Genomic DNA, 12,342 nt, shown 5'->3' on the forward strand with positions numbered 1-12,342 from the left:
GAATGGGAGTGTCAGTGTACACGATTCGAGTGACAAACTGATACTGCTACGAACTCGTCCCCGGCGGCTTCGGTTTCTCAGGTGTCGCCGATTCGATGCGGTCCCTGAAGAAGACGAGTTCCTTGTTCGTGTGATCGTAGAGTTTCGCCTTCCCATTGAGAGCGGAGGTGAACACCCATTTCAGCGCCCGTCCCCGTCGGTTGTTCGGGAAGTCCATCCAGACGGCGTGTGACATCCGAGTCCCGTCTGCAGTCTCTTCGAGTCGGATGGTCCCTCCCTCGGGAATCCGAACGGTGACGAGTCCGCGAAGGAGCGGGTAGTACGCCGTCCCCGTCCAGACCGCCACGTTGGGACGGTCGATATACTGGAATCGGCCGTGCAAGTCGGCGTACATCCCGGCGACTTCTTCCGCCTGATGGAACGTTGCGCCCTCTCGGGGACGGTTATCGGGTGTGTCGTATTCGAGCCCGTAGTGTTCCTCAGGGTTCGATGCCGTCCAGTGGACTGGATCGGTTACGTACTTCCAGATCTCCTCGGACGATGCGTCGATGACGATTTCGGCTTTGTCGGTAACGTACATGGATTGAATCCCTGATTTATGATGTGAAGGCGTTGTACAGCCACGCGAAGGCGTACATGAGGACGAAACTGATCACCGCTGCCTCGACCATGCCCGCCACAGTCCCGACGACGGTCGGTTCGAAGAACAGGTGCCACTGCTCCATCGCTTCGACTGCGCCCTCGTAGACGCCGATTGCTCCGAACACACCGAGCAGGAGCATCGCGATGGCAGCGACGACTGCTGCTGCGCCCGCCAGTGCCAACGAATCGAGCTGCATCACGTTGGTCGTGGAGTCCATTTCGTACGCGTCTTGGTTTGTGGTGGTAGTGCTCATGACTAGAGATACGCTCTACTCCTTCAATCGGGTTTCTCTTACAATTCGAAAGGGAACGATCCCTTGGTAACATGGAGCAAGAATATCGTGTGGGAAACAGCGGTACAATCCCCATATCTGTGTGGCCGGTCCGTCGGAAGACCACGGAGCAACCACCGCCTGGAATCAGTGACACGCAAAAACTGATGAGCGCGAACACAGTCCTCGAACGGTTGACCACATCTAATAGCATGAGTCACCTTTGAATGCAAGGTCTACTCCATCCACTGCCCCGGTTTCTTAAGAACAAATGACAAAGCAGATGGCTGCGATAGTCTAGCCATGCAAGCCACCCTCGTCGAGGGGATCCTCGAGTCGTTGCGGATCGGCGTCGGCTTCCTCTGGACGGCGGCGTGGGCGATCATCATGGGGCTCGTCATCACGAGTCTCGTTCAGGTTTACGTCTCGAAAGAGCGGATGGCCAACGTACTCGGAGAGGGAGATCTGGGCGGTCTCGCGAAGGCAACCGTATTCGGCGCGGCAAGTAGTGGTTGTAGCTACGGCGCGGTCGCCATCGGGAAGGGACTGTTCAAGAAGGGAGCGCACACAGTGAACTTCTTCGCGTTCATGTTCGCCTCGACGAACCTCATCGTCGAACTCGGGCTGATGATCCTCATCCTCCTCGGCTGGGAGTTTCTGGTTGCAGAACTCCTTGGCGGCGTCATTCTCATCGCCGTGATGGCTGTCCTCGTTCATCTGACACTCCCCGAGAACCTCTTCGAGCAAGTACGGGAGGAACTGAATCAACGCGACCACGACCAAGGGATCACTGAGGACCCGACCTGCGGGATGGAAGGCAAAGACGAGTACTCGCTGGAGACTGACGGGGGCGAGACGCTGAAGTTCTGTTCAGAAGGTTGCATGGAGACGTACCAGCAGGAAGCCGCAAGTAGCGGCGGTTGGCGCGACGAACTCCGCTCGTGGGGCGGGTGGTACAAAGTCGGGGATCAGTATCGCAAGGAATGGTCGATGATCTGGACGGACATCATCGCGGGGTTTCTCATCTCGGGGTTTGTCATCGTCTTCGTTCCGCAGTGGGTCTGGAACACGCTCTTCCTCCAGGGCGATGGATTGTTGGTGAGCGCAGAGAACGCCACCATGGGTGTCGCGATCGCCGTGCTCAGTTTCGTCGGCAGCATGGGCAACGTCCCGTTCGCCGTCGCGCTCTGGGGTGGTGGGGTCAGTTTCGCCGGCGTCATCGCGTTCGTCTACGCCGACCTCATCACCATCCCTGTCCTGAATGTCTACCGGAAGTACTACGGCTGGAAGGTGATGCTGTACATCCTCGGTATCTTCTTCGTGACGATGGCGTTCACGGGCTTTCTCATGGAGGAACTGTTCAGCGCTCTCGGGATCGTCCCGAATCTCGCTGGCGGAGAGACAGCCTCCGAACAGACGTACTTCGAACTTAACTACACGTTTTACCTCAACATCGTCGCGTTTGCGCTCTCTGGCTTCCTCCTCTACGTCTACCGTCGTGGTCTCGGTGCGCCAGGGCAGTACCGCGACCCCGTCTGTGGGATGCGAACCGACGATAGCGGGCCGAGTCTCACCCACGACGGCGAGACGTACTACTTCTGTTCGGATCAGTGCAAGCGCTCGTTCGAGAAGCGCCCCTCCGAATTTGCACAGCAACACCCACAGGTTTCAGGATCGGGAGGTTCCCAGAACCATGAGCATCACTGAACGTCGCATCGCGATACCAAGTATCGCGGCCAGGCAGCCCCAAATATTGCTACGTCTACAGCGTGTCATAGAATCGTTCACGAGGGTTGATTTCGACGGCAGTTGCGTCGAAACATCCGCTCAATAGATGTGCGAACGTAACGCGACGAGTCCTATCAAATAGCGATGAGATCGGAAGAGCAGTGCTGAATACAGGGCGCGTATCGGGTGCTCGAGGGTGTGATGGGTGAGTGGATGGCGGCAGACGACTGGGGGGACGCAGCTGGATAGAGTGCAGCGAGGTGAGAGCGCAATCGAAAGGCGTTTTGGGACGGCGAGCTCCGAGACGACGGTCTGGGCGGGGGCGTCACCTAGAGAGAGCGGTTAGCTCGACCCGATCACGACTCCGTACGGCGAACCTCGGCGAGTGCGGCGGCCACGTGTGCAGCACTTGCGTCTATACCAGCCCGTTCGACGACTGCCGTCTCGTCGTCACCGACGAGTTCGGGAACCGACCGTGACTCGAGTTCCTCGACGAGTGATGCCACGGCATCCGGACTCCCGCCGGTCCAGAGCTTTCGATGCTGGACGCCCACGCCGAAGGCGGTCTCGTCGTCGAGCGTCGCTTTCGCGATGTGGATGATCACCGTCCGGATGTCGCCCGACTCGTCCTCGATGAGCCCCAGATACGATAACAGCGGCGACGATTTGTCGAACAGGGTTACCGACTGTGAGCCGACCTCGGCGGGTGAGACGACCCACGACAGGTTCGAGCCAAGCCCACTGGCTGAGAGCATGCCCGACTCCGAGAGATACCGGCCACCCCTCGCAGTAACGAACGTCTCCTCCGAGACCTCGGCGAGTGGATTGAGCGACTCCCCCTCCACGGCAGCCACTGGCGTCGTGAACACACATACCGTCGTCGCCGTCCGGTCGACCCACTGTTCGTCGAGTGGTTGCAGGTAGGTGAACTGCTTCTCGCCCTCACCCACGTCGAACGTCTGGTCGTCGTCGAAGAGAGCGGTTCCGGCCATCGTGACGAAGACCCCGCCCACGTCAAACTCGGTGAGTTCCTCGGCGTCGGCGAACGGAACCCCCTCGCCGGAGCCAAGGTGTGCGATGCGTTCCGGAGCTCTCTCCAGACCTGAAACTCCTCCCATGCGGAGGGGTCGAGATGTCCTGTAATAAATCTGTGGAAGTAAGTAACATGGCATGTCATGCAATATAATCGATTACAGGGACGGACTGACCGTTCGACACGGGCGATTCACGCGACTACGACGGCTGCTCGTCGTCGAGCGATTTCACGTGGATGGTCGCTGGACAGGAACACGACGCCCCGCAGTCCGGGCAGTAGACGCGATCGTCGTAGAACTCCTCGGCGGTTCCGACGTGTGTAAATCCAAGCTTGGTCGAGAGCCCGCTGGAGTCGACGTGGTCGTCCCGTCTCCAGAGTGCCACCAGCATCACGGCGACCCGTTCGCTCGCCCAGTCCATACTCCGCCGGACGAGTGCCGTCGCCACCCCAGTCGAGCGCCACGCTGGGCTGACACCCAGCATGTGGATAATCGCGACCCGGGTCGGCAGTGAGTCCACGACCGGGTGGCCGCGGAGATACGATTGCAGAAACCGTCGGTCGACCTCGGCCGAGAAGAGGAAGCCGACCGGGTCGCCCGCGGTATCGGCCACGACCCAGCACTGGGTCGGTCCATCGGCGAGAGCGAGATCTAGCCAGCGACTGGCTTCCCCACCAGGCGGGCCGAACGAATCGGCCCAGAGGTCATGCACCGCCGGGCCATCTGCAGCCTCGGCTGGTCGGACCGTCCAGGTCCCGTCCGACGAGTCGGACATGCGAGTCAGGACTGGAAGGGGAGGACTGCGTCCTCGGGAGCGAAGCTCCCCCCGGTGAACACGTGCGCTGGCTCGTCCAGCGTAATCCGACCGTCGGATTCCCGGTCACCCCAACGAACGTCGTCGCCAGGTGCAACGGCGAGGAGGTCCGTCGACGCAACTGTTCCATCAGTGATGGCCCCCTCGGGATACAAGAGTCGGAGAGCGTTCGATGGGACCGATTCGAACGGTGCCTCCTCGTCCGTCGGCGTGACGTTCGAGCCATCGATGGCGTCCCCGTCGGTGACCCCAAGAGTGGGAGTCTTCTCCGCCCACGTTGCCATGGGTGCTTCGCTGGCCGCCCAGCGGTCCGCTTCGGTGGGTGCTGGCGCGGACTCCCCATCCGAGAACACGGTGAGCCTACTCTCGGCGGTCACGGAGCCCTCGAGCGGCCCGACGGATCGGCTCCGGGTCTCGGTGAACGTCTCCGAGATCGTCTGCTCAAATCCGAGTTCTTCGGTCAACGCCGCCGTCCCCTCGGCGGAGTTCGCCGTGAACGTTTGCGACGTGAGTCCTGTACACCCTGCCAAGCCGACCCCACCGACAGCCGCCGCGACCCGTAGCACCGACCGGCGGTCGAGACGTCGGTCGTCTCCGCCTCGCTCGTCAGTTGACATACGACGTATCCGTAGGAGGGGCATATAGTTCTATCCGCAAACGAATCGGTGGTAGAATGCCCGGAATCCCGACCGAGCTGCTCCGTCGGGGCCGCTGTCGGGAATCCGGTCAGCGGGCTCGGTAGCGGCAACTGTAGCATGCCACGCTCGACACGGCCGAGAACGGCAAGCAGCTGTTTGAGGGTAACCACGGATACACCCGCAACCACGCAGAGAGGGAGTGAACGCCGAGCGAGATGGAACCTCGTGCTAGCGGTGACCGACCTCGCGCAAACTCGTCGCTCTCCGACGATTCTATGGCTTAGTTAGATATTTGACCGAATTCGTGAAACATACTCAGTTCGTGATTGAGCGATGCATTCTCTGTATCTATCACTTCAATGCGTACGAGAAGAATTCTATGACACGCTGTCGTCTAATCAAAACAGGTACAGCGATGTCTCGCGAACTCTTATGCATGAGCAGGTATCTCGGCGGATCGAGGTGGGGAACATGAATCGGCGGCGAGCCGATACAGTGGTCGGTGGCTTGGTCGCCGCCGTCCTCGTCGTCGTCGGTGTGCTCAGCTGGCAAGCATATCAGCAACAGCAGGCCTTCGACCAGATGGGATCGATGATGGGCACGTCGATGGGGTCCGTTCACGGAACGAATCCACTCTGGTACGTCCTCGGAACCTTCCTCGTCTCGGCTGTCATCGGTGGGGGGTATCTCGTGATTCGGGAGGAGGTCACCAGCATAGACGTAACCGACAGCTCACAGAATGATATGGCGAATCCGACCGATCCGGAGGGTGACGAATCGCCAGAGGGAACCACCCAACCAGACGGGGCTATCAATCCAGAGTCTCAGCCACAGGCTCGTGTGTTAGACCTCCTGCCAGATGATGAATGCCGTATCCTCGAACCAGTTATCTCCTCGCCCGGCATTACACAGATCGAATTACGAGATCTCTCGGACTTCTCGAAGAGCAAGGTCAGTCAGACGGTGAGCGCTCTCGAGAAGCGCGGCATCCTGTACCGCGAGCGCCAAGGGCGGACGTATCGCATCTATCCGAGCGACGACTTACAACAGAAACAGGCGAACTAGCAATCGCTACTGCAGATCCAGAACTGATCGGAACCGTGGTCGTGGGTGCTTGCACTTGAGACGAGCGACATTCGTGTATCACCGTCCTCACTAGGAGGCCAATCCTCGACTCCCGGAAAAGGAGGGCTATGATCCCCACAACGCTCTCCCGCCGCCGTATAATGGGATCGAGTTCCATCGCGCCCGTTGGCCTCTCAGGCTGTCCGAGCCCAGGCCATCAGAACCTCGCGTTCCCGCGCGGTGTGCTCGCACTCTTCGACGCCTTCTGGCGACCAGATATGATATGGCCCCGCAAGGGCAAGCAGGCCGATGAACTAGAAAGGCCTCGTACGGTGACGTGCAATGTAACTTGCAGAAACAGTCTCTAAGATCGATCATCTGAGCGAGGAAGAGCGCGAGTGCATCGAGATCTGCAATGAAGCCACTGAGGTCTGTGAGTGGTGTGCCGACGAGTGCCTCGGCGACGAGGAGATGGAAGCGTGTGCTCGGCTCTGTCGCGACGTCGCAGACATCGCGTCGCTGCATGCCCGATTCATGGCTCGCAACTCCAACTACAGCCCACAACTGGCCGAAGCCTGCGCCGGTGCCTGTGAGGAGTGTGCCGAAGAATGTGAGCGTCATGATGCCGATCACTGCCAGGTCTGTGCCGAGGTCCTCAAGGAATGCGCCGAGAGCTGTCGGAACATGATGAGTGCCTGACCGACGCCCGAATAGCGCACGAATTAGCACCGTTGCGACGCTGTTTTTTGGCTACAACCGCTGTTTCGAGGGGACCCGGATTCCTCGCACAGAGGACAGCCGAACGCGGTTAGAGTTCCGGAACCGACGTGAACAGCAGGACGAACGCATTCACGGTCAGTAGCGCCAGCACGAGCCACTGGAAGATGCGCTCGGGGATGTGGTCGAAGATGTACACGCCGATCCAGGCACCGAGGAACACCATCGGAATAGCGACGGCAGCCTCGATCATCAGCGGCGTCGTCACGTCCCCCGTGTAGGTGAGACTCCCGAGGCGGTACAGCATGAGCGTCCCGAAGAAGGCGGTGAACGTGGCCTTCATCTCCTCGTCGCTCCAGAACCCGCTCGCCGACATGAAGGCCCCGTAGACAATCATTGGCGGACCGGGGACGGCGACGGCGCCGCCGAGAATCCCCGCGAGCAGCCCGGCCGTCGCGCCAATTATCTTCCCCGGTCGGTAGTCCTTCTCCTCGATCCAGTCCGTGACGACATCGAGTTGCTGGGTCGCGCCGACGACGATGACCGCTAACACGAGAACCGCCCCGATGGCGACGCGCATCTGTGCCGCGTCGAACCCACTGAACACGACGATGCCGAGCGGCATCCCGACGACGAGCCCGCCGACAGGAACGATCCACTTCTCCCAGTCGAAGGCGTCGCGGACGCTCCACCAGACGCGGGCGTTGGCAACCACCGCCGTCGCCGTGAAGATAATCGACGCGCTCGAGGGCGACCGAAATAGCGGCATTATGCCCATCGACACCTGTGCGAAGCCGAACCCGGCGATACCGTGAACGGCGGCTGCGACGAGGATAACGACCGCAGACAACCCCGTCGTTACCCAGTCGCTCGTCATCGATCACACCCCCATTGCCACGGTAGAGTGCGCATCTGAATGAGCGATACTCCGGCTGCATCTGTTATTGTAATGCTCAACTCTGAAGCAGTAAGTGAACCTTATATTGCAGTTCGAATCTGAGACAAAATCCAATTTTACACGTTCCGTGCTCCACCTAAATGTCGCCGGCTCGTCCGACCTCTTTGGCATTAACAGTAGCGTGATCGCTGGGCTCGCGCTCTTCGATATTCGTGTACTGTCTGAATAACTATACCCGGATGTACCGAGCATTCGATGTCTGTAACGACAGTCACAGCACGATGAACGAGCACGAAACGGATATCGGTGAGTGGCGGTCCCTCAGCGGCACCCCTGTCGGAGACGGCAACGACGACGCCGACGTGGTCTTCACGCACGTCAGCGACCTCCACGGCCAGCTAACGCCGCGCCACCAAGTCTACTACGACAACCCGACGTCGAAGCCCGACCTCGACTTCGGAGACGACGACCGCGTCGTCGAGCGCGGGGGCGGAATCCCCCTGCTCGCAGCCAAACTCACCGAACTCCGCGAGAACCACGACGTCTGTACGCTGATGAGCGGCGACACGTTCCACGGGTCGGCCATCACGACCTACACCGACGGGGAGGCGATGATCGATCCCATCAACGAGTTCGTCGACCCGGCCGTCTACGTTCCCGGCAACTGGGACTACTCGAACGAAGCCGCCGAGGAGGGCAACTTCGTGGAACTGATGGACGCACTCGACGCGCCAGTCCTCGCGAACAACCTCTACGATCAGGAGACCGACGAGCGGTTGTACGACGGGTACAGCGTCCTCGAAGTCGGGGGGCTCTCTGTGGGCGTCGTCGGGATGACGAACGTCTACGTCGACCGGATGGCACCCGCGTTCTACGAGGGGAAGTACCGCTTCGGCAAACACCCCGCACTCCTCGAAGAGTCCGCACAGGCCGCCCGCGAAGACGGTTCGGACGTCGTGGTCGCGGTCACCGAGATCGGCCTCCCGTGGATGGTCCAGGCCGCCAAGGACTGTGCGAGCGTGGACATGATGTTCAGCGCGCACACTCACGAGTACACCTACGACCCCATCGTCGTCGAGGAGACCGAAACAGTCGTCGTCGAGTCCGGCATGGGCGAGGCGCTCGGCCGTGTGGACCTCCGCGTTCGGGACGGCGAAGTGCAGTTCCGTCATCACCTCTACTGCCTGACCGAGGACGGCGAACACACGCCGGAACCGGACGCCGATGCCCAGGAGACAGTCGAATCGGTGCGTGCACCATTCCTCGAGGACGAACCAGGGTTCAAGCGAGGGGCCGGCACGCTCGACCGGCCACTGGACGCGGTCGTCGGCCAAACGGAGGAATCACTCTATCGGCAGTCGTTCCTCGAGAGCGCGTGGAACACGCTGTTCAACGACGCACTGCAGGCGCACTTCGACACTGATCTGGCCGTCTCACACGGGTTCCGGTACGGGACCGCTATCCCACCCGGCGACATCACGCTCGGAGATCTATACACGTTCTTCCCGATGACGACGCCCGTCGCCCGCGGTGTCGCCTACGGCCAGCAACTCACGAACCACATGGAGGCGTTCCTCCAGGACAACTTCACGCCGAACCCCTACGACCAGGAGGACGGCCGCGTCCGCAACTTCTCCTCGAACGTCGAGGTAACCCTCGACCCGACCGCTCAGCGCGGCCGCCGCCTCGTCGAGTTACAGATCGACGGCGAGTCGGTCGACCCGGAGGAGACGTACTCGGTGGCGACGCTCCGCCGGCCCGGCGACCCCGAGCGCGACCTCGGCAACTGCGGCTTCCCGTTCCAGGACGTCGAGGTCGAGGACGCAACGATACCGATCGACGTCATCGTCGACTACCTCGAGGAACACTCGCCCGTCGACTACAAGGTGATGGGGCTGGTCGAGACCGCAGCGGACGGCGGTCGAGTCCAGAACACGCCCGCGGACGGCCCGTATCCGTTCGTCCAGCCCGGCGTCGACTACACGGCCGGCGAAGCGTACTGCGAGACGTCCATGATTCCGCGCAGGAACACGTTTCCCGAAGAAGGGCGTAATCGAACGCGCTAGGGGCGACGGCGCACGCGACAGCTGCGTCGAGCGACGATCTCGAAGGACACCGCACGACACGACACAGGTGAGATACGATGGTCAAGAACATCACTGCGGAACAACTTGCGGACAAGATCGACTCGGACGAACAGTTCACGCTCGTCGACGTGCGCCCCGAAGACAGCTACGAGGCCTGGCACGTGCGCGGCGCAGAGAACGTTCCGTATGACCCTGACGAGGGCTTGAGCGAGGACCAACTGAACGAGGTGAACGCACTGGTCGACGGCCAGCCAGTCATCGCTATCTGTGGCAAAGGCCTAACGTCGACGCCGTTCGCGTTCGACCTCGAGGAGCGCGGCTACGACGACGTCTCGGTTGTCACTGGCGGCATGGAGGAGTGGAGCAAACTCTACGAGATCGTCCTCATCGAGACAGCCAGCGACGACCTCGTCGTTCGGCAGGTCCAGCGCCGAGCGAAGGGCTGTCTCGGCTATATCATCGGATCCAAGGAGGCAGAAGAGGCCGTCGTGGTCGATGCGACCCGGCAGACCGACCAGTTCAAAGTCGCCGCCCAGGACGCTGGGCTCTCCATAGTTCGCGTGCTCGATACGCACGTCCACGCCGACCACATCTCGGGCAGCCCGGCGCTCGCCGACGAGGTCGGCGTGCCCTACCACCTCGGCGACGCAGCCAGCGAGCGCGGTGTCGAGTACGAATACGACCCGCTATCGGATGGAGACGTCATCGAGGTCGGTGACGTCGAAATCGAGGCGTTGCACACGCCCGGGCACACCTCGGAGATGATGAACTACCTCGTCGACGGCGAACTCCTGTTGACGGGCGACACGCTGTTCGTCGACTCCGTTGGACGGACGGAACTCCAGTTCGACGAGGACGACGCCTCCCGTGGAGCAGAACTACTGTACGACTCGCTCCACGAGACAATCCTCGATCTCCCGGACGACACGACGATCCTGCCGGGTCATCTCACCGTTACGAGCGACGGGCGCTACGAAAACGGCACGCCGGGCGAACCCCTCGAGGCCCGACTCGGCGATCTGCGCGAGGGACTTGACTTCCTCGGACTTGACCGCGACGCGTTCGTCGAGCGCCTGACCGAGGACGTCCCGGAGAAACCCCCGAACTACGAGGCAGTCATCGCCATCAACACCGGCAGAGACACCGTCGACGACGAGAGCGAAGCGACAGAACTCGAACTGGGACCGAACAACTGTGCCGCGTAAACAGCACTCGCTCTCCCGTCGCAGCCTCCTCCAGCTGACGGGAGCGACCACCCTCGGCGCGCTCGCGGGCTGTGCCGAACAGCTACCGGGCTCCGGCGACGGCGGAGGTCGTGAGGTGACGCCGCGCTCGACGGTCACGTTCGAGCCAGATACTTCCGTCAACCTCACTGCGGCGTCCGGGACCATTCGGCCAGCACCCGATACATCGACGACCAACTGGATGTACGAAGGTGAATTCCCGGGGCCGGAGCTACGCGTTCAGGAAGGAGACGTGCTCAGCGTCGAACTGACCAACGACCTCCAGGCGGAGACGACGATTCACTGGCACGGGATTCCCGTCGCGAATCCGATGGACGGCGTGCCGAACGTGACCCAGGACCCGATCGATTCCGGCGAGATATTCACGTATACGTTCCGTGCGGAACCCGCGGGGACGTACTTCTACCACAGTCACGTCGGGCTCCAGCTTGACCGTGGGTTGTTCGGCCCACTGATCGTCGAAGAACGCGACCCGCACGTCGAGTACGACCGCGAGTACGTCGTCGTCGTCGACGATTACCTCCCCGAAGAGCCGGAACTCCCCTCCGACGGCGGCAGGGGTGGCGGTGGCGGAATGGGCGGAGGAGGCGGAATGATGGGAGACGTTCGTCCGCCGTACGAGGGTCTCCTGATCAACGGTCGGCTTCCAGAGGATCCACCGACGTTCGGAGTGGCAGAAGGGGAACGGGTGCGCCTCCGGTTCGTGAACGCCGGGAGTGCGACAGTCTTCGGTGTACGAATCGCAGGCCACGAGATGACGGTGACCCACGCCGATGGTCGACCTGTCGAACCCGTCGACGTGGACTCGTTCGTCTTCGGGGCCGGTGAGCGCTACGACGTCGTGATTGAGGCGACGAACCCGGGTACGTGGGCCGTTCAAGCGGATGCGCTCGATGGAAACGAACCACCAGCGAGGGCTGTCGTCGAGTACGAGTCAGCGGGCGGAGGGAGCCCACAGCGCCCGTCGTCGGCCAGTAACCGGCTGCGGTACGGGGACTTGCAGGCAATCTCCTCGCTCGACGGGGTGAGTGGAGAGCCGGATCGAACGTTCGATCTGACGCTCTCACGCGGCAGGGGCCAATCATACACGTGGACGATAGACGGGCAGGCCTACCCGGACGCCGATCCGCTACAGATTCGGCCCGGGGAACACGTCCGGATTCGGATGACCAATCAGAGCCCAGTCGTTCACCCGATGCACCT

General features: G+C 61.5%; 12 protein-coding genes. 6 read left to right on the top strand and 6 right to left on the bottom strand.

The annotated features are described in order from the left end of the window. Positions 1 to 46: 46 nt before the first annotated feature. Positions 47 to 580 carry an SRPBCC family protein gene (locus ACMGFE_RS25770; protein ID WP_436928135.1) on the bottom strand — a complete coding sequence of 178 codons (534 nt, stop codon included), beginning with the start codon at positions 578 to 580 and terminating at the stop codon, positions 47 to 49. A gap of 16 nt (positions 581 to 596) precedes the next feature. Continuing rightward, positions 597 to 860 carry a hypothetical protein gene (locus ACMGFE_RS25775; RefSeq protein ID WP_436928136.1) on the bottom strand — a complete coding sequence of 88 codons (264 nt, stop codon included), beginning with the start codon at positions 858 to 860 and terminating at the stop codon, positions 597 to 599. Between the two features lie 357 nt (positions 861 to 1,217). Here ACMGFE_RS25775 and ACMGFE_RS25780 point away from each other — a divergent pair, with 357 nt between their 5' ends. Then, positions 1,218 to 2,621: a permease gene (locus ACMGFE_RS25780; protein ID WP_436928137.1), complete on the top strand. Its 1,404-nt coding sequence runs from the start codon at positions 1,218 to 1,220 to the stop codon at positions 2,619 to 2,621. Between the two features lie 377 nt (positions 2,622 to 2,998). Here the strand turns inward: ACMGFE_RS25780 and ACMGFE_RS25785 are convergent, their stop codons facing one another. From ACMGFE_RS25785 to ACMGFE_RS25795, 3 genes are all read right to left on the bottom strand, one after another. Next, on the bottom strand, positions 2,999 to 3,814 hold the full coding sequence (locus ACMGFE_RS25785; protein WP_436928138.1) for a DUF6517 family protein: 816 nt from the start codon (positions 3,812 to 3,814) through the stop codon (positions 2,999 to 3,001). A gap of 61 nt (positions 3,815 to 3,875) precedes the next feature. Continuing rightward, positions 3,876 to 4,451 carry a GNAT family N-acetyltransferase gene (locus ACMGFE_RS25790; protein ID WP_436928139.1) on the bottom strand — a complete coding sequence of 192 codons (576 nt, stop codon included), beginning with the start codon at positions 4,449 to 4,451 and terminating at the stop codon, positions 3,876 to 3,878. A 5-nt stretch (positions 4,452 to 4,456) separates the two neighbouring features. Further along, the gene (locus ACMGFE_RS25795) at positions 4,457 to 5,107 is read right to left on the bottom strand and encodes a hypothetical protein (protein WP_436928140.1); all 651 of its coding nucleotides are present in this window, start codon (positions 5,105 to 5,107) and stop codon (positions 4,457 to 4,459) included. Between the two features lie 492 nt (positions 5,108 to 5,599). On the opposite strand from ACMGFE_RS25795, the gene ACMGFE_RS25800 reads away from it, so the two are divergent. Together ACMGFE_RS25800 and ACMGFE_RS25805 are read left to right on the top strand one after the other, a co-directional pair. Beyond that, a complete protein-coding gene (locus ACMGFE_RS25800; protein ID WP_436928141.1) occupies positions 5,600 to 6,193 on the top strand; it encodes a helix-turn-helix transcriptional regulator in 594 nt (197 codons plus the stop codon). Positions 6,194 to 6,562: 369 nt separating this feature from the next. Beyond that, positions 6,563 to 6,892, top strand: a complete 330-nt coding sequence (locus ACMGFE_RS25805) for a four-helix bundle copper-binding protein (protein WP_436928147.1) — start codon at positions 6,563 to 6,565, stop codon at positions 6,890 to 6,892. A gap of 109 nt (positions 6,893 to 7,001) precedes the next feature. On the opposite strand, the gene ACMGFE_RS25810 is transcribed toward ACMGFE_RS25805, so the two are convergent. Continuing rightward, positions 7,002 to 7,787, bottom strand: a complete 786-nt coding sequence (locus ACMGFE_RS25810) for a sulfite exporter TauE/SafE family protein (protein WP_436928142.1) — start codon at positions 7,785 to 7,787, stop codon at positions 7,002 to 7,004. Between the two features lie 302 nt (positions 7,788 to 8,089). On the opposite strand from ACMGFE_RS25810, the gene ACMGFE_RS25815 reads away from it, so the two are divergent. The 3 genes from ACMGFE_RS25815 to ACMGFE_RS25825 form a co-directional block, all read left to right on the top strand. Beyond that, positions 8,090 to 9,874 carry a bifunctional metallophosphatase/5'-nucleotidase gene (locus ACMGFE_RS25815; protein WP_436928143.1) on the top strand — a complete coding sequence of 595 codons (1,785 nt, stop codon included), beginning with the start codon at positions 8,090 to 8,092 and terminating at the stop codon, positions 9,872 to 9,874. Between the two features lie 77 nt (positions 9,875 to 9,951). Next, on the top strand, positions 9,952 to 11,100 hold the full coding sequence (locus tag ACMGFE_RS25820; protein WP_436928144.1) for an MBL fold metallo-hydrolase: 1,149 nt from the start codon (positions 9,952 to 9,954) through the stop codon (positions 11,098 to 11,100). Then, positions 11,090 to 12,342 (top strand): multicopper oxidase family protein (locus tag ACMGFE_RS25825; RefSeq protein ID WP_436928145.1); only part of this gene is annotated, 1,253 nt, incomplete at its 3' end. The genes ACMGFE_RS25820 and ACMGFE_RS25825, both read left to right, overlap by 11 nt.

It is taken from the genome of Halosimplex amylolyticum, from assembly GCF_051414035.1.
Taxonomy (GTDB): Archaea; Halobacteriota; Halobacteria; order Halobacteriales; family Haloarculaceae; genus Halosimplex; species Halosimplex amylolyticum.

Excerpts from the sequence above, each read along its gene's own strand:
- ACMGFE_RS25775 (WP_436928136.1), bottom strand. The coding sequence starts at position 860 with ATGGACTCCACGACCAACGTGATGCAGCTCGATTCGTTGGCACTGGCG.
- ACMGFE_RS25815 (WP_436928143.1), top strand. The coding sequence starts at position 8,090 with ATGAACGAGCACGAAACGGATATCGGTGAGTGGCGGTCCCTCAGCGGC.
- ACMGFE_RS25790 (WP_436928139.1), bottom strand. The coding sequence starts at position 4,451 with ATGTCCGACTCGTCGGACGGGACCTGGACGGTCCGACCAGCCGAGGCT.
- ACMGFE_RS25780 (WP_436928137.1), top strand. The coding sequence starts at position 1,218 with ATGCAAGCCACCCTCGTCGAGGGGATCCTCGAGTCGTTGCGGATCGGC.
- ACMGFE_RS25770 (WP_436928135.1), bottom strand. The coding sequence starts at position 580 with ATGTACGTTACCGACAAAGCCGAAATCGTCATCGACGCATCGTCCGAG.
- ACMGFE_RS25820 (WP_436928144.1), top strand. The coding sequence starts at position 9,952 with ATGGTCAAGAACATCACTGCGGAACAACTTGCGGACAAGATCGACTCG.
- ACMGFE_RS25800 (WP_436928141.1), top strand. The coding sequence starts at position 5,600 with ATGAATCGGCGGCGAGCCGATACAGTGGTCGGTGGCTTGGTCGCCGCC.
- ACMGFE_RS25810 (WP_436928142.1), bottom strand. The coding sequence starts at position 7,787 with ATGACGAGCGACTGGGTAACGACGGGGTTGTCTGCGGTCGTTATCCTC.
- ACMGFE_RS25785 (WP_436928138.1), bottom strand. The coding sequence starts at position 3,814 with ATGCCATGTTACTTACTTCCACAGATTTATTACAGGACATCTCGACCC.
- ACMGFE_RS25795 (WP_436928140.1), bottom strand. The coding sequence starts at position 5,107 with ATGTCAACTGACGAGCGAGGCGGAGACGACCGACGTCTCGACCGCCGG.